General features: G+C 67.0%; 15 protein-coding genes. 4 read left to right on the forward strand and 11 right to left on the reverse strand.

What is annotated here, in order from left to right; all coding sequences use genetic code 11:
* The first annotated feature begins 125 nt into the window (after positions 1–125).
* Complete coding sequence (gene proP / locus JLDANKMP_RS12985; RefSeq protein WP_212561338.1) at positions 126–1,613, forward strand: glycine betaine/L-proline transporter ProP; 1,488 nt, start codon at positions 126–128, stop codon at positions 1,611–1,613.
* An 83-nt stretch (positions 1,614–1,696) separates the two neighbouring features.
* Here the strand turns inward: proP and JLDANKMP_RS12990 are convergent, their stop codons facing one another.
* The 11 genes from JLDANKMP_RS12990 to JLDANKMP_RS13040 all read right to left on the reverse strand — a co-directional run bounded on the left by JLDANKMP_RS12990 (position 1,697) and on the right by JLDANKMP_RS13040 (position 13,918).
* Positions 1,697–2,311 (reverse strand): hypothetical protein, encoded by a 615-nt coding sequence (locus JLDANKMP_RS12990; RefSeq protein WP_212561339.1) that lies wholly within the window; start codon positions 2,309–2,311, stop codon positions 1,697–1,699.
* Between the two features lie 109 nt (positions 2,312–2,420).
* Complete coding sequence (locus JLDANKMP_RS12995) at positions 2,421–3,047, reverse strand: AAA family ATPase (protein WP_024956515.1); 627 nt, start codon at positions 3,045–3,047, stop codon at positions 2,421–2,423.
* Between the two features lie 3 nt (positions 3,048–3,050).
* Positions 3,051–3,392 (reverse strand): type II toxin-antitoxin system prevent-host-death family antitoxin, encoded by a 342-nt coding sequence (locus JLDANKMP_RS13000; protein ID WP_005413623.1) that lies wholly within the window; start codon positions 3,390–3,392, stop codon positions 3,051–3,053.
* 70 nt (positions 3,393–3,462) lie between these two features.
* Positions 3,463–5,058, reverse strand: coding sequence for a PAS domain-containing protein (locus tag JLDANKMP_RS13005; protein ID WP_005409859.1), 1,596 nt, complete (start codon positions 5,056–5,058; stop codon positions 3,463–3,465).
* Between the two features lie 9 nt (positions 5,059–5,067).
* Positions 5,068–5,472, reverse strand: coding sequence for a response regulator (locus JLDANKMP_RS13010; protein WP_024956513.1), 405 nt, complete (start codon positions 5,470–5,472; stop codon positions 5,068–5,070).
* 136 nt (positions 5,473–5,608) lie between these two features.
* Positions 5,609–7,063: a porin family protein gene (locus tag JLDANKMP_RS13015; protein ID WP_212561340.1), complete on the reverse strand. Its 1,455-nt coding sequence runs from the start codon at positions 7,061–7,063 to the stop codon at positions 5,609–5,611.
* 90 nt (positions 7,064–7,153) lie between these two features.
* The gene (locus tag JLDANKMP_RS13020) at positions 7,154–7,918 is read right to left on the reverse strand and encodes a Slam-dependent surface lipoprotein (RefSeq protein WP_024956511.1); all 765 of its coding nucleotides are present in this window, start codon (positions 7,916–7,918) and stop codon (positions 7,154–7,156) included.
* 53 nt (positions 7,919–7,971) lie between these two features.
* Positions 7,972–11,094, reverse strand: a complete 3,123-nt coding sequence (locus tag JLDANKMP_RS13025) for a TonB-dependent receptor (RefSeq protein ID WP_212561341.1) — start codon at positions 11,092–11,094, stop codon at positions 7,972–7,974.
* 183 nt (positions 11,095–11,277) lie between these two features.
* The gene (locus JLDANKMP_RS13030; protein ID WP_212561342.1) at positions 11,278–12,234 is read right to left on the reverse strand and encodes a FecR domain-containing protein; all 957 of its coding nucleotides are present in this window, start codon (positions 12,232–12,234) and stop codon (positions 11,278–11,280) included.
* 82 nt (positions 12,235–12,316) lie between these two features.
* Positions 12,317–12,820: an RNA polymerase sigma factor gene (locus JLDANKMP_RS13035; protein ID WP_212561343.1), complete on the reverse strand. Its 504-nt coding sequence runs from the start codon at positions 12,818–12,820 to the stop codon at positions 12,317–12,319.
* Between the two features lie 171 nt (positions 12,821–12,991).
* Entirely contained in the window at positions 12,992–13,918 is a 927-nt protein-coding gene (locus JLDANKMP_RS13040) for a LysR family transcriptional regulator (RefSeq protein WP_044570309.1), read from the reverse strand.
* A 151-nt stretch (positions 13,919–14,069) separates the two neighbouring features.
* Between JLDANKMP_RS13040 and JLDANKMP_RS13045 the strand changes: the two genes are divergently transcribed.
* From JLDANKMP_RS13045 to JLDANKMP_RS13055, 3 genes are all read left to right on the forward strand, one after another.
* A complete protein-coding gene (locus JLDANKMP_RS13045) occupies positions 14,070–14,936 on the forward strand; it encodes a pirin family protein (RefSeq protein WP_005409867.1) in 867 nt (288 codons plus the stop codon).
* Between the two features lie 72 nt (positions 14,937–15,008).
* The gene (locus JLDANKMP_RS13050) at positions 15,009–15,689 is read left to right on the forward strand and encodes a hydrolase (protein ID WP_005409868.1); all 681 of its coding nucleotides are present in this window, start codon (positions 15,009–15,011) and stop codon (positions 15,687–15,689) included.
* 77 nt (positions 15,690–15,766) lie between these two features.
* On the forward strand, positions 15,767–17,188 hold the full coding sequence (locus JLDANKMP_RS13055) for an alginate export family protein (RefSeq protein WP_212561344.1): 1,422 nt from the start codon (positions 15,767–15,769) through the stop codon (positions 17,186–17,188).
* Positions 17,189–17,291: the final 103 nt, after the last annotated feature.

Here is a 17,291-nt window from a genome sequence, read left to right on the forward strand (position 1 = left end):
GCCGCTGACCGCGCGGCCGTCGTGATCCCGTTGCCGTGCTTCCGCCGAAACGGCGGTGCCTCGCCGTGCGCGTGCATCCACGCATGCGGCCGTTTTCTCCATTTCAAACCTCCCAGGGAGCCCCCATGCAGGACACACCCGAGGCACATGCCCATTTCGGCTGGTTCAAACGCCGCCGTCACCTGAAGGTCGATGAGATCACCGTCGTCGACACGCCCATGCTCAAGCGCGCCGTCGGCGCGGCCGCACTCGGCAATGCTATGGAGTGGTTCGACTTCGGTGTCTACGGCTATCTGGCCGTCACCATCGGCCAGGTGTTCTTCCCGTCCAGCAACCCCACCGCACAGGTGATCGCCGCCTTCGCCACCTTTACCGTGGCGTTCCTGGTGCGTCCGCTCGGCGGCCTTGTGTTCGGCCCGCTCGGCGACCGTTATGGGCGCCAGAAAGTGCTGGCGTTCACCATGATCCTGATGGCGCTGGGCACGTTTGCGATCGGCCTGATTCCTTCCTACGAGCGCATCGGCATCTGGGCGCCGGTGCTTTTGCTGCTGGCGCGCGTGGTGCAGGGCTTCTCCACCGGTGGCGAGTACGGCGGTGCGGCCACCTTCATCGCCGAGTATTCCACCGACCGCAACCGTGGGTTGATGGGCAGCTGGCTGGAGTTCGGCACGCTGGGCGGCTACATCGCAGGCGCCGGTACCGTCACTGCGCTGCACATGCTGCTGAGCAGCGAGCAGATGCTGGACTGGGGCTGGCGCATTCCATTCCTGGTGGCCGGCCCGTTGGGCCTGCTCGGCCTGTACATGCGCATGAAGCTGGAGGAAACCCCGGCGTTCCGCGCCTTCGCCGAAGAAGCCGAGAAGCGCGAGCACGACCGGCCGGGGCTGGGCGCACTGTTCCAGGTGCATGGTCGCCAACTGCTGGTGTGCATGGGCCTGGTGCTGGTGTTCAACGTCACCGACTACATGCTGCTGACCTACATGCCCAGCTACCTCAGCGTCACCATGGGCTATGCCGAGAGCAAGGGCCTGCTGCTGATCATCATCGTGATGCTGGTGATGATGCCGCTGAACATCGTCGGCGGGTTGTTCAGTGACAGGCTGGGCCGCCGACCGATGATCATTGGTGCCTGCATCGCGCTGCTGGTGCTGGCGATTCCGTGCCTGCTGCTGGTCGGCAGCGGCAACGACGGGCTGATCTTCCTTGGCCTGATGCTGCTGGGCCTGGCACTGGTGTGCTTCACCAGTTCGATGCCGTCCACGCTGCCGGCGCTGTTCTATACGCCGGTGCGCTACAGCGCGCTGTCGATCGCATTCAACGTGTCGGTGTCGCTGTTCGGTGGCACCACGCCACTGGTGACCGCGTGGCTGGTGGAACGTACCGGAGACCCGCTGGTGCCGGCCTATTACCTGTTGGGCGCGGCGGTGATCGGGCTGGTGACCATGCTGTTCGTGAAGGAGACCGCCGGCCTGCCGCTGCGTGGCTCACCGCCGGCAGTGGGCAGCGACAGGGAAGCCGCTGCGTTGTTGAAGAGCGATGTGCCGGTAACGGTGGACCCGAGTCTGCCGCCACTGCCGGAGGCTGCGGAGCCTGAGCAGGTGAAGCCGGCCTGAGGCTGGCCGCAGAACGCGGTCCCCGCTTGGCGTGGACCTACGGGGCCAGTGGCGCCGGGCGAATACGCCCGGCGCCACTGGCGCTATTCCTTGATGTGAGTCAGCTTCCCCGGCGTCCAACGCAGCGTCCATGTGTAGTTTCCGTCCGGCGGACAGACGTGGCGGTTCGGGCTCTTCCATTCGCAGACCGTCGCCCCGGCACTGACGGTGAAATCGACAACGATGCGATCACCCTGGATGCGGATGGCACGGATGGCGCCTGGAATCTGTTCAGCCGCGTCGTCAGCATAGCCATACCTGCGGATGGCGGCATAGTCCTCTGCTTCCACCGGCGACAGGCTGTTCGGGTTCTCCTGGCCGCGCGGATCGTTTGCCGTCAGCGCCGTCATCACCGCAACAACGTTGCTTTGGGCGAAGCTGCCGCCGGAATAGTCGGACGTGTAGAAATACACGACCTCGGCACGGCCATCGCCATCGAGATCGGCAACAGCGGTCCAAACCGGGCGGAAGTCGGATTCAATGTCGCCGCCGGGAATCAGCCGCAGGTTGGCTTCGGCGGCGTGGAAGGCCTGCACCAGGCTGGGCGGCGATGGTCGCTTGGCGGCAGGCGACGCTGCCATCGTCGGCATGCAGGACAGCGCCAGCGCGGCAAGCACCAGGCAGATAGAACTGGAGCGGAACGTCGCAGGTCCGTGCATGTCATCCTCCTTGAGTGTGCGGTCAGTCTAACCGCAGCTCCGGTGGCGTCCAGTCGTGCACGGCGCGGTTTCGCGCGATGTGTGAAAGGTATCCGCGTATGGCGTGGATCTAATCCGAGGTGTTCAACTCCATCGCACGCATCACGATGGGCTTGGCCCAATCCGGCGTATGCAGCAGCTCGGCCACCGAGACCGGGTACTGCAGTTGGCCATGCGCCATCGCCAGCACCGGCAGCGGCTCGACGCAGCCGTCGGCGTCGGCGGGGGCGCTGTTGTCGTAGACATGCAGCTCGGCCAGGTGTGGCAGCAGGTCCAGCAGGTTCTCGCGCGCCGAATCGAAGCGGGCGTGGATCTTTTCCACCGGAATATCGTGGCCACCGGCCGCTACCCGCGCAGCGACGCGGGCGATGTGCAGCTCGACGCTGGCCAGGCCGCAGAACCATACCGCCACATGATGCTGCTCACAGGCCTCGCGCAGCAGGCCTGGAATGGTGTTGCCGCCCAGCGTGGTCTCGAAGGCGAAGTCCGTGCCATCAGCCATGGCCTGGCGCAGGCGGCGGGTGCCTTCCTGCCAGGCCTCCGCATTGGCATCGGGCAGCGGCCAGCCGGCCTCCACCAGGCGCCGGGTGAACGAATCGGGGTTGAACCAGCCCAGCCCTTCGGCTTCCAGCCAGGTACCCAGCAGCGAACTCTTGCCGGCGCCATTGACGCCGGCAAGCACCAGGATCCGCCCCATCGGTCAGAGCGGACGGCCGAGGGTGACCTTGCGACCGCGGCGGATCGGCTGGCCCAGCACCTTGCCCAGCCCCTCCCCGCGCTGCAGGCTGGCCAGGGTCTGGTCAAACTCACCGCGCAGGCGCAGCAGTTCTTCGCTGCGCTCACCGGCATCGCCGCCAGCGGCCTTGGCCAGCAGTTCCTGGTAGGTGCGGATGTCCACGATCACCGCTTCGGGGTGGTTGTGGTTGGTGATGACCAGCGCCTGCTTCTCGCGCACGGTGCGCATCAGGCTCGGCCAGCCACGGGTCTTCACCGACGACGCGGGGGCCTTTTCGAGGCCAGGCAGATCCAGCGGCAGGGTCATGGCACGGCTCCAGACGGGGACAGTTGAGGCCATTATGCCCAATTTGGCCCAATTGGGGATAAATGGGCCTTTACCTGCCGGAACCGCCCGCCGCCGCGCCGGGAGCATCGGTCTGCAGCAGGCTGTCTCGCTCGCGAAGCGGAAAGCGGATCCAGGCATCCAGGCCCTGCGGGCCAAAGCGCAGCTCGCCGCTGCCGGCGAGTTCGTAGGGCACGCGCTGCTCGATCAGCGCCCGGCCAAGGCCACGCTGCCGGGGCTGCTCCCAGTCCTCCACTTCGGCATGGCGCTCGCACCAGTGCAGACCCAGCCATGGCTGGCCGGCCTGAACCTGCAGATCCCAGGTCACCTCGATCCGGCCATCCTCATGGGTCAGTGCGCCATGCCGCAGGGCATTGCTCGCCAACTCGTGGATCGCCAGGGACAGTACTTCAGCCGCCTTCGGCGGCAGCAGCACATCCTCGCCCTGCAGGCGGTAGGCCGCCGCTGCCGGCGTCTGCGCCGCGATCTCCTCATCGAGCATGCCACGCAGGCAGACCCCGGCATTGGCGCCGCGGGTCAGCAGGCTCTGCGTGCGCGCCAGCGACATCAGTCGCCCGCACAACCGTTCAGCGTATTCATCCACGCTGCTGACCGACTCGCGGGTCCGCCAGGCAATGGCATGGATGGTCGACATGATGTTGCGCACCCTGTGCTGCAGTTCGGCCAGCAATACAGACTGGCGCTCGGTGGCACGCTTGAGATCGTCGATGTCCACGGCGATGGCAAATACGCCGCTGACCTCACCGTCGCCATCGCGCAGGGGCGCGGCCGCGACCCGGGTCCAGCGCGCGCGCCCATCGTCATGCAGATACTGGAACTCCAGCCCCGGCACCACGGTCTCGCCGCGCATCGCACGGGCGATGGCGAAATCCTCCGGCCCGATGGCGCTGCCGTCCGCATGCCAGCCACGCCAGCGATGCAGGTTCACCTCATCCGTGGAGGGCACCTTGCCGCTGGGCAGGTAGGCACGCATCTGGTCGTTGGACAGCTGCAGGCGCCCTTCGGTGTCGACAATGCAGACGCCCACCGGCAGCACCTTGAAGGCCAATGCCAGGCGCCGGTCCGCCTCCCGCCGCTTCTGCTCTTCGCGCTCGCGTGCCGATTGGGCCACATGCGCCGCTGTGGTCTCGAACATGGTCACGAGCACGCCGTTGATGCGCCCTTCCTCGCCACGGATCGGGCTGTAGGTAATGGTGAACCAGACATCCTCCAACCGCCCGCGGCGCGCCAGGGGATAGAGTTTGTCCTCGTAGGTGATGGTTTCGCCCTGCCAGACGCGCTGGTAGATCGGCCCATTGATATGCCAGACCTCGGGCCAGCACTCGCGGGTCGGCTGGCCGAGCCCGCCGGGATGCTTGTCGGCCAGAATCTCGGCATAGCCATCGTTGTAGAGCTGCACCAGCTGCTCACCCCACAGCACGATCATCGGGAAACCATGGGCCAGCATCAGGTCGACGGTGGCGCGCAGGTGGGGCGGCCACTGCTCGCAGGCACCCAACGGCGTGGATGACCAGTCGTGGCGGGCGATGCGCGCGGCCATGCCATCGTGGCGCACATGCAGCTGCGGTGCAGGTGGCATCTGGCCACGCAGCTTGGCGGCGTGGATGTCTTCAGGACGGCGCGACATGCCGCGCAATCAGGCAATGCCCGCAGAGACCTGCGGCGCCGCCACCAGCGCGGCCAGCTGCTGCACCAGCGCTTCGATGTGATAAGGCTTGGTACAGCGCGGCGCGCTGGCAAAGCGGCTGGGCAGGTTGTCGTCGTAACCGGAGGTCAGCAGGAAGGGGATACCCGTCTCGGCCAGCCGATCGGCCAGCGGATAGACCTGCTCACCGCCCAGGTTGATGTCCAGCAATGCCACATCGATGGGATGGGTATCCACCAGCCGCCCCAGCGCCTGCAGGTCACCGGCAGGCCCCACCACCTGTGCGCCTTTCAGCTCCAGATAGTCGACCAGAAACATCGCGATGGCGAATTCATCCTCCGCCACCAGTACACGCAGCCCTTTCAGGCCCTCTGGTTTGTTGCCCGCTTCCAGCACGACCGGCGCTCCTCGATACACGCGGCCCAGCTCTGCCGCAACACCCGAAGGATGCGCGAAACGGGCTACAAGAGCGCGTGATGATGAATGAAGATCGCGGCGACGGCGCGTTCACCGTGGCAGCGCAGCGGCGCGTTCAGAAGGCCCGTTCCCATTTCAGGCTGAGCAGGCTGCGGTCGTGGCTGTACAGCCAGCCGACGTTGCTGTCGATGCGCGCGTAGCGCAGGCTCAGGCTGGGCACCAGCCCGGCCACCGCCAGGCGCTCGCTGCGCACGACAGCAATCAGGTTCTGTTCGCTGTCCTCACGCCGCGCCTCCAGCAGCGGGCTCCACGCATCGTAGTCGCGCTCGCGCAACGACACGAACACGGTGGCGGTGGTGCCCGTCCACTGGCGCGCCGCCCCCAGGCGCAGTCCACGCTGGCGGTAACCGTTGGCCGGATTGGCGGCGCGGCTGCCACTCAGGTCCAGCCCGGCAAAGAGGGTCCAGCGCGGGTTGAGCGCACGGAACCAGGTGGCATACACCGCGGCCAGCTCACCGTCGTAATTGCTGGCCAGGCCGCGCTGGCGATAGCGCTGGCGCTTCCAGTCGGCCTCCAGCCTGAGCAGGCTGCGCGCATCCAATGCATATTGCCATTCGCCATGCAGCCCGCTGCCGCCCTGCAGAGCCCGGTTGCCCAGGCCCTGGTAGTCATAGCTCGGCGCGATCTGCAGGGTATGCCGTGCGCTGCGCCAGCTATAGCCCGCCTGCACGCTCGCATTGAGCTCGTTGTAGGCGCTGTGCCCGCGCCATGCCTGGCCGAACGCAAGCGCGCGCACATAGACGCCGTGATGACCGGCCAATGCCCAGCGACGCTCCAGGTTGCCGTCGTAGTCCAGGCCCATGGCGCGCTGGGCATCGGGAAGATTGCGCTGGATGATGCAGGTGTCGCCCACTCCGAACAGGCAGGTGCGGCTGGCCGAGCTGCGGTTGATGTTGTCGCTCCATGCCGGGCCGGCTGCCAGCGCTCCTTTCCAACGCCTGCGCGCCTGCAGTGCGGCCAGGTAGGCGTCCACCCGTCCGCGTACACCTGCGGTAGTGGGGTCGTCGGCATTGATGCCACCGGCGATGGCCGTGAACAACGCCTCCGCATCGCGGTCGCGCTGGTCCTCGGCATGGACACGTGCAAGCTCAAGGCGGGCCGGCAGGAAATCCGGCTGCGCCGCCAGCAGTGCTTCGTACTCGTTGGCCGCGCGGCGGTGATTGCCGGCCACCCGCGCCAGGCCGCCCTGCGCGTAGTGGCGCAGCAGCGGGTCGTGGCCGGGCAGTTCGATGTATTCGTCCAGGAAGCGCTGCGCTGCGCCCCATTGCTGATGCTGCAGCGACAGGTACAGCGCCTGGCCCAGATCGTCGACCGTGCGCTCCACGCGCAGGGTCTGGCCGTCGATGGTGATGGTCGGTCGCGCCGACTCGGCCTGCTGCAGGCGCTGCTGGTCCTGCTGCTGGTGGCGCAGCTCGCTGCCCTGCTCCAGCACACGACGCAGATCATCCTGCTGGGCGCGCACATCGGCAGCCGCCAGCAACAGGATCACAAGGAAGATGGGATGGCGCATGGTCAATCCGTGGCGGTGCATGCAGCGGGCCGAAGCAGGGACTGGCGGATCGCGGCTTGTCCCTGCCCTGCCCCGTCAGGGGCGTGGCAATCAGTTCTTGCTGCCGCCGAAGGCGGTGTCGTACTGGCTGTTGCCGGCGAAGGTGGCGATGCCGGCCAGGGTGGCAGCGTTGGCGCCGAAGAACTGGCCCTGGGTGGTGCCGTTGACGCTGCCATTGACGTTGGCCGAACCGGCGAACGATGCATCGGCACTGTTGATGTTGGCAACGATGGCCAGGGTCAGGCCATTGCCGGACAGCGCACCATCCAGGGTGCCGGCGCCGAAGTCGGCGTCGAAGGTGCCGCTCAGAAGGTTGCTGCCGTTGAACTTGTTCAGGCCGGCCACGGTGTAGGACGCCACGCCGGCGGGCAGCGTGGTGCCGGCACGGTCACCAACGAAGTAGACCTGGCGGTTGTTGAAGCCACCGGCGGCGCCATCCTTGGACCATTCGCCGAACCAGACATCACCACTGCCGACCTTGACGAAGTTGAAGTGGCCCATGCCGGCGTGGCTGCCCGGTGCGCCGGTGATCGGCATGGCCAGGGTACGTACCGTCACGCCATTGACGGTGGTGGGTGCCGAGTAGGCGCTCAGGCCCTGGAAGTCCACCGGCTTGGCCTGGGACACGGTACCGACACCGATGCCGGCCTTGCCAGCGCGGTGCGGGCCGCCATTGACCTGCGATTCACCAACCGCCACGTACAGCTCGGCATCGGTCCTGGCACTGGCGGCACCGACGATATCGGCAGCATGCGCGGCACCGACCAGAGCCAGCGAGGCGGCAACGGCGAGCACCGAACGGGAGATCATTTTCATGGTATTGCTCCTTGGTTGAGGGAACTACGGGTACAACGCTTGAAGATGGGAGATCAGAAGCGCGCGGTGACGCCGAGCTTCAGGGTGCGACCCGGGGCTGGCAGCGTGGACCGCGTGGCTGGATCGACGTAGTAGCGGTTGCCGAGGTTGCTGCCGACCAGTTCGACGCTGGCATGTTCGTTGAAGCGCCAGCGCGCATAGGCATCGACGGTGGTGATGTTTCCCCAGGTGAACGGCACGTTCTGCCAGAGCAGGCCGCTGCCGCCGCTCAGCAGGCGGTCACGGTAGGCCTGCAGGTCAGGGTTCTCGTGCCGCTGGTAGTGCACGATGCGGCTGCCCAGCTCCAGGCGCTCATCGAACAGGCGCGTGCCCAGCGACCCGTTGATCGACAGCCTGGGGATGGCCTGGGTCAGCAGGTAGCCACCGACGAAACCATCCTGCACGCAGTTCGGCACCAGCCCGCGGTTCGCGTCCAGGAGCACCGCCGTGCTCTCGTCACACACCTCGTTTTCCAGCGTGCGGGTGATGCCCATATCGGTGAAGAAGCGCCGGTTGTCGAAGCGGGCCTGCAGTTCGATACCACGGATGGTCTGCTTGTCGATGTTGTCGAACAGGAAGTTGCCATCGCGTTCGATCACGTCACGGGTCTTGTGCACGTAGTACGCCAGCTTGACGTCGGCATCGGCGGTGTTGCCGAACAGGGCCGACAGGTTGTGCACGTAGCCCACTTCGTAGTTGTAGGCGTGCTCGGGCTTGAGCGCATGCAGCGGATTGAGGCTGCCGGAGAAGGCGATGGTGCTTTCGAACATGCTCGGGAAGCGCACCGCTTCGCTGTAACGCACGTAGGCACGGGCGGCCGGGGACAGGTGTGCAGTGGCCGAGAAGGTCGGCAGCCAGGCATGGTCGCGGCGGCGGCTGTTGCGTCCATCGACCGGCTGCGACTGTACGCTGTTGCCGATGTTGCAGACCTGGTCGCTGCCGGCGAACACCGGCTGCACGCCGGGAATGGCCGCCACTTCGCCATTGAGGCAGGGATTGCCGGCGCGGGTGTAGTTGCCATCGGCATCGGGCAGCCAGGGCCGCGTGTACCGGACCGGACGCGGCGTCTCGTACGGTGCCAGCAACGCACGGATGCTGTCGTCGATGAACCAGCCCATGCCGCGCTTTTCCCATACGGCGCGGCGTGCTTCCAACGCGTCGATGCGGGCCTGCAGATTGGCGGGACGGGGCGGCAATTCGTTCACGGTGTACTGCGCTTCCTTGCCACCTACGCCCTTGGTCAGCAGCTCGGGGTGCGCCTCGAGGAAATCGTCGAAGGCCCAGTAGCGGCTGTAGCGCACGCCTGCATTGAGGGTGAGGAAGTCGACCGGCCGCCACTCCAGGGTGAGGTAGCCTTCACCCTCCTGGCGGCGCCCGGCACGCGGGAACATGCGCCAGCCATCAGTGGTGCCGAAGTACGGATCGCGGGACCCCAGCTTCTCGTACTGCCAGTTGCCGCCCACAGTCAGGTCCAGGGTCGAATGCAGCGCGAAGCGGTTGCTCAGGATCAGGCCGGTGCGGTCATTGCGCGCGTTGGCCAGCGCGGTATTGCGCAGGATCGGGCTGGCGTCCGGATTCCATGCCGGATTACCCACTGCGAAGTTCGGGAAGCCGCCAGCGCTGTAGGTATCGCTTTCCGTTTCCGTGCGCCACAGGTTGGCGTACAGGTCCAGCCAACGACTGCCGGCGGGCTGGAAACGGTACTCCAGGTTCCACGCATCCGAATCGACCCGGCTGAGCGGCCACTGGATGCGCCCGTAGTCCGGGGCCGACAGGATGCGCGACGGCATGATCTCGCCGTAGTGCGACAGCGTGCGCCGCCAGGTCGCCTTCAACTGCTGGTCATCGTTGATCTGCCAGCTGCCCTTGACCAGCCAGGACTCCTGTTCGCTGGAGGTATTGGGCACTTCATCGCCGGGCTTGAAGTAGCGCGCCAGCGTGGTGATGTAGTCGATGCCCTGGTACTCGAACTGCTCGCGCCGGTTCTGTTCGTAGTAGGCGCTGCCCTGGGTCCCGGAGAAGTAGTTGCCGCGCTTGCGCCAGGCGTAGGCGGCCATCAGGTCGACGTTGTCGCCACGCACGCCCAGCGCCAGGCGCCAGGCCTGGTCCTCGCCATCGAAGGGATTGTTGCCACTGCGCGACTTCACCGGCACCACCAGGGTGCGGTCGTCGTAGGGTGAGTTCGGCGAGCCCTGCGGGAAGCCCGGCACGGTGCGGTAATCCTCGCCGGTGTGCAGCCGCGGCAGGCGTGGCGCGACCGCATTGCTGCTGCCTTCGATCTTCAGCTCCCCGCCGAAGCGTTCGCCGGCAGCAACGATGTCGTCAACGTCGATGGTCTTGATCACCAGCGCACCACCGATCCCGCTGTGCACATCGCGCACCAGCCCTGGCCCCTTGATGACCTGGATGCCACCAATCAGGTTGGGATCGATGTAGTTGCGGTTGCTGACGCCGTTGTAGCCACGCCAGACCGTGAGCGCCTGTTCGCCGCCGTCGATGCTGACGGGCACCCGCCCGGGCCCCTGGATGCCACGGATGTTGACGTCCAGCGCGCCGCTGTTGCGCGCATCGCCACTGAACACACCGACCAGATCCTTGACCACGTCGGCCGGATTGGAGCCACGGTAACGCTCCACCCGGTCGCGCCCCGAATACGCCGTGGTCATGTCCAGCGCGAACACATCGTCGTAGCCACGCCGATCGCGGGCCTCACCCCCTTCCGACTGAAGGCGACCGGCCACGTCCAGTGTTTCGGTCACCCGCACCCCTTCGCCCTCACCCGCCTCCGCTGCGGCCCGCAGGCTCCAGGTACCGTCCATGCCGCGCTGTGCACGCACGCCGCTGCCGCGCAACAGCTGTTGCAGCGCCTGCATCTGGCTGTACTCACCCTTCACTGCGCTGGAGCGGCGGCCGTCCACCAGGTCGCTGCGGAACACCACCTGCACATCGGCCTGGCGGCCAAAGGCGCGTACGGCATCAGCCAGCGGCTGCTCCGGAATGGTGTACTGGCGCACCGGCGCGACGATCGCCGGCTGCGCCTGCACGGCCGGCACCCAGGCCAGCGGCAGCAATGCGGTGGAAACAGCCAGGGCCAGAGCGGTGGCGCGACGATGACAGGCGGATGCCGTGGACGGCATGGACGGGAACTCCTCAAGCGTGGCGGAACCACGGGCACATCCGGTGCCGGTGGCATGTCTGGCTTGAGGAGAAACGGTGTTTCGCTCTGGCTATACCTCTAAAGACAGCGGGGCACTGCGGGTGCCCACGGTTTTTTCATGTTTTTTTCATGCGACTCGTTCATCCGGGGTGCTGCGCGGGCCTCACCACAGCACCAGCGCGCCGCCGGGCAAGCGCTGCACGCGCAGTCCTGCCTGCGCGGCCACCGCATCGATGGCCGTCTCTGGTTGCTGCAGGTGGAACAGGCCACTGACCCGTACGCTTGCGCCCCGCCCGCCCAGTACCCAGACCGGGGCACGACGGTAGCGCGCCAGATCGGCGATGGCCTGCGCGGCCGGCTGATCGTCGATCACCACCTCGCCCCGCCGCCACGGCGCCATGGTCTCGGCTTCTTCCAGCTGCATTGGCTGCAGCCAGCGACCGTCACGGAACACGCGTGACTGCCCCGCATGCAGGCGCTGTACGCTGCCATCGCCCGGACGCACGTCGACCACACCCTCGCTGACCTGGGTGGTGACCGTGGTATCCAGCATCGACACACTGAAGGCGGTACCGATGTCACGGACCAGGCCGCCCGCCGCCTCGACCTGGAACGGTCGCGCCTCATGGGCCACCTGGAACCAGGCCTGGCCGCGCAGCAGGCGCAGGTGCCGCTGCTGGCCATCGAACGCAACCGCCAATGCGGTGCCCGCATCGAGTACGGCGGTGCTGCCGTCCTCCAGCTGCACCACGCGCGGTGCATCGCTGCTGCGCACGTCACTGCGTGCCAGCAACAGCGCGTGTGGCGCAGCGGCAACCATCAGCACCACCCCCGCGGCACTGGCCAGCAGCCAGGGCAGGCGGCGGCGCGGTGCGATCGGGCGCAGCCCCTGCCGATCTGCGGTCAGCCCGGGCAGCGCGGCCAGCACTTCGGGCCCGGCGGCATCCAACCCTTGCCAGAAGGCCTGCTGCTGGCGCCAGGCCAGCGCATGGCGCGGATCGGCCTGCAGCCAGCGCTGCAGGGCTCGTTGCTGGCGTTCCGGCAGCGGGCCTGCACTGCACTGGATCACCCAGCGCAACGCCTGCCTGGCCTGACGCGGCGAGGGTTCGGACGTGGTCATGGTTGTGGCCTGCCGCACCACGAACGGGTGCGCCTTCCTGTTGTGACAACGGCGGGCGCGATCTGCCCACGGCAATCGCCGCTCATCGATGCATTCCCTGCTGGTGCTGCTGGATCAACAGTGCCGCGCGCAGCACGTGCTTGCCGACCAGGCTCTTGGAAATACCCAGCCGGGTGGCGATCTCGCGCTCGCTCAGGCCCAGGTAGCGGTTGAGCACGAAGCACTCACGCACCTGCGCCGGCAGCGCGAGGATGGTCCGGGTGATCTCGCGCAGTTGTGCCTGGTCCAGCGCATGCGCCTCGCCGTCGTGGCCCGCCTCGGCCATGTCGAGGGCGTACTCGGCCATCGCATGCCGCTCGCGGGCGTCGGACTGGCTGCGGTTGAGCGCGTGGTGGTAGGCCATCCGGTACAGATAGCCACGCGGCTCCAGGATGGGCGGATCGCCGGGCACGCTGCTGGCCTTCAGGTACAGGTTCTGCAGGGTGTCCTCGGTACTGGCCGGGTCGAGATAGCGCGCGATGAAGCGAGACAACGCACGGCGCTCGCGGATCAGCAGCTCGACCAGCGCCAGGGCATTGGGAGACATAGGTGCCAAGGCCGGACCGGGGAATGATGGGCGTGATGGCGACGGTCCGGACGTGGATTGTGGGCTGCGCGGTCGCAGGCGGCAAGCCGCGGCCGAGAGCTTCATCCACGCATGGCGTGGATCTACCAAGGCACAGGTCCAGTAGATCCACGCCATGCGTGGATGGAAGAGCTAGGGTTCCTCCAGCGCCTCGAAGCGTTCGGCGAGGTAATCGATCAGTGCACGCACCGCCGGCAACAGGCCGCGTCGCGACGGAAACACCGCGTGCACGATGCCATGCTTGGGCACCCACTCCGGCAGCACCGGCACCAGCGCGCCACTGGCCAGTTCGTCACTGATCATCATCCGCGGCAGCATCAGCAACCCCACCCCGGCCACCGCAGCGGTGCGCAACGCAATCATGTCATCGCTGACCAGCCGCGGGCGATGATGCACGCTGGCCAGCACGTCGCCCGGCCCGGTGTATTCCCATACATGCTGCTGGCTGGGCGATGCCAGATCGACGGTCGGCATCATCGCCAGGTCGGCCGGCACCTGCGGCGTGCCCAGCCGCTGCAGCAGCGCCGGACTGGCACTGGTACACCAGACCCGACGCGCCAGCACGCGTACCACCAGGTCGCTGTCCTCCAGTGGCGGCGGCCGCACGCGGATCGCCACGTCCACACCCTCGCCCACCACGTCGACGCGCCGGTTGGTGGCGTCCAGCTGCACCGTCACCTGCGGGTGCTGGGCCAGGAAGTCGGCCAGCATCGTGCCGATGCGCGCATGCAGGATCGCGATCGGGCACGCCAGGCGGATCGTGCCGCGCGGCTCGGCGCGCGACATCGCAATCGCTTCTTCGGCCGCTTCGGCTTCGACCAGCATCGCCTTGCAGTGGCGGTAGTAGTCCTGGCCGACCTCGGTGACCGAGAAACGCCGGGTCGAGCGCTGGATCAGGCGCACGCCCAACCGTTCCTCCAGCAGCGCGATGCGCCGGCTCAGTTTCGACTTCGGCATGGCCAGCGCCCGGCCGGCCTGCGAGAAGCCGCCGTGCTCGACCACCATGGCGAAGTAGAACAGGTCGTTGAGGTCGCAACGGCGGATATCAGCGATGAACACGGGGCGATCTCCTGTGGCGCAAGGCGCGCACCCATTGTTCACCAGATAGGACTATGACGGCAAATATTGGCGTCTACCGGCCCAATTGTCGCGGCGATATCGTCTCCTGCAACGAAGAACAGCGGCCGGCAGCCCCGGCCAGGAGATCGCCATGAAGCGTGTCACCGGTACCTACAGCGCCCCGCGCCCGCACTGGGTGGGCGACGGATTCCCCGCCCGCTCGATGTTTTCCTACAACACCCACGGCCAGCACCTGAGCCCGTTCCTGCTGCTGGACTACGCCGGCCCTTATACCTTCGCCCCCAGCGATACCCCGCGCGGGGTCGGCCAGCATCCGCATCGCGGTTTCGAGACCGTCACCATCGTCTATGAGGGCGAGGTCGCCCACCGCGATTCAACCGGCGCCGGCGGCACCATCGGCCCGGGTGACGTGCAGTGGATGACCGCGGCCTCCGGCATCCTCCACGAGGAGTTCCACACACCGGAGTTCAGCAAGCGCGGCGGCACGCTGGACATGGTCCAGCTGTGGGTGAACCTGCCGGCGCAGGACAAGATGGGTGCACCGGGCTACCAGACCCTGCTCGACGCACAGATCCCCTCGGTTGAACTGCCTGAAGGCGCCGGCCGCGTGCGTGTCATCGCCGGTCGCTTCGACGGTCATGCCGGCCCGGCCCGCACCCACACGCCGATGGATGTCTGGGACATCCGCCTGCGCCAGGGTCACCACGCCGAACTGCCGGTGGCCGATGGCCGCACGCTGGCGCTGGTGGTGCTGAAGGGCACGGTGCGGATCAACGGCGGCCAGCCGGTCGGCGAGGCACAGCTGGTCACCTTCGACCGCAGCGGCGAGGACGTGTTCGTCGACGCCGACAGCGACGCCACCGTGCTGCTGCTCAGCGGTGAACCGATCGACGAGCCGGTGGTGGGCTATGGCCCGTTCGTGATGAACAGCCAAGCCGAGATCGCGCAGGCGGTCAACGACTTCAACAGCGGCCGCTTCGGCCAGATCGCGCACTGATCGTTTCAGTGCGGCGGGCATTGGCCCGCCGCACCTTCCGGGCCATCGCCCACCTTCTCCAGGAGACTGACCATGAGTACCCCCGCCAACTTCAACGGTGCCCGCCCGGTGATCGATCCGGACAACGCTGCGATGCTGCTGATCGACCATCAGAGCGGCCTGTTCCAGACCATCGGTGACATGCCGTTCACCAGCGTGCGCGCCCACGCCACCGCGCTGGCGAAGATGGCCACGCTGGCAAAGATGCCAGTGATCACCACCGCCTCTGTTCCGCAGGGCCCGAACGGCCCGCTGATCCCGGAGATCCACGACGCGGCCCCGCATGCCCAGTACGTGGCACGCAAGGGTGAGATCAACGCCTGGGACAACCCGGAATTCGTTGCCGCGGTGAAGGCCACCGGCCGCAAGCAGCTGATCATTGCCGGCACCATCACCAGCGTGTGCATGGCCTTCCCGTCGATCGCCGCCGTTGCCGATGGCTACCAGGTGTTCGCAGTCATCGACGCGTCCGGCACCTACTCGAAGATGGCCGAGGAGATCACCCTGGCCCGCGTGGTGCAGGCAGGCGTGGTGCCGATGGACACCGCCGCGGTGGCCTCGGAGATCCAGCGCACCTGGAACCGCGACGATGCCCAGCAGTGGGCCGAGGTCTACACGAAGATCTTCCCGAACTACCAGCTGCTGATCGAAAGCTACCTGAAGGCGCAGGACGTGCAGAAGAACCACGAACAGCTGGATTCGCAGCGCAGCTGACGCCATGCGGGGCGGTGCGCCGCAGCGCCGCCGCCCTGCTTTGCCCTTCCTTCTTCCAGCCTGCATAGGAGGCGATCATGCGTTGGCCAGGTTTCCCTGCAGCAGGCATCGCGGCGCGTTCGATGGGCGCGCTTGCCGCCCTGTTCGCCGCTGCGGCCGGCGCGGAAGAGATCGTGCCGTCACCACCCGCCATCGATCCGTGGCGCTACAGCGAAGACTACCGCTACCTGCAGGATCCGGCCTTCCGTTCCGGCGCCTGGTGGGAGAAGGGAAAATGGATGCCGTTCGGTGCATCCGGCAGCCTGACCGTCGGCGCCGAGCTGCGTGCGCGCTACGAGCACTACACCCGTAATGAGTTCGGGCACGCACCTGTCAAGCGCGACGGCAGTGCGCTCTATCGTGCGCTGCCGTACGCCGATCTGAAGCTCAACGAGCATGCGAGGGTATTCACCCAACTCAACCTGACCCATGCCCGTCGCGACGACAGCACCATCGGCCCGGTGGACGATACCGGCGCCGAGGTCCTGCAGGGCTTCGTCGATCTTTCGCTGCCCTCGCGCGACGCAGGTGCGACCTTGCGCGTGGGCCGGCAGGTACTGGCCTACGGCAGCGAGCGCCTGGTTTCGGTGCGCTATGGACCCAATGTCCTGCGCGCATTCGATGGTGGCCTGCTCGCGTGGCTGACGTCGCACTCCCGTACCGAAGCCTTCCTGCTGCGCCCGGTACGCAATGCCATGGGTTCCTTCAATGACCGTGGTGATCCGCAGCGGCGCGTGTGGGGCGTGTACACCACCTTCCAGGACCCCGGAAACCACTGCGATACCGGCCTGGATCTCTACTACCTGGGCCTGTCCAGCGATCACGCCCGCTACGATCAGGGAGAAGGTGCCGAAACCCGCAATACGCTTGGCAGCCGTTGGTCGGGTCGTCGCAACGGATGGAGCTGGGACCTGGAGGGATTCTTCCAGTACGGTAGTTTCGCCGGCGCGCCGGTACGTGCGTGGTCGGTCGCCAGCGATGTGCGCCATCGCTTCGATGCGTGGCCGCTGTCGCCACGGCTCGGCCTGAAGGCCAACATCATCAGCGGCGACCGTGACCCCGACGATCGCGCGTTGCAGACCTTCAACATGATGTTCCCGAAGGGCAAGTACTTCGGCGAAAGCGGCCAGGTCGGCCCGAGCAACCTGATCAACCTGCACCCCTCGCTGGAACTGGATCTGGGTGGTGGCTGGTCATTGGCCAGTGCAGCCGTATTCTACTGGCGGCAGAGCGTGCGCGACGGCGTGTATGGCGTTGCCGGAAACCTGCTGCGGCCGGCAGGCAACAGCCGCGCCCGGTACATCGGCACGCAGGCGGATCTGGTGCTGGGGCGCGAGATCTCCCGCCAGCTCAGCGTCGAAGCGGCCTATTCGATCTTCAGGCCGGGTCGCTTCATCCGGGACACCGGGCGCGCCGACACCGTCCATTTCATCGGCCTTGAGGCGCTCTGGCGCTACTGAGGCCGCGACGCCCCAACAACCCGCCGATGGCGGATCCACATCACCGGGGAAGCACTGGATGCCTCCGCCACCCCAGCGCCCCGCGGCGATTGCCCCCTCCCCC

It is taken from the genome of Stenotrophomonas sp. PE591 (genome assembly GCF_018320795.1).
Lineage (GTDB): Bacteria > Pseudomonadota > Gammaproteobacteria > Xanthomonadales > Xanthomonadaceae > Stenotrophomonas > Stenotrophomonas maltophilia.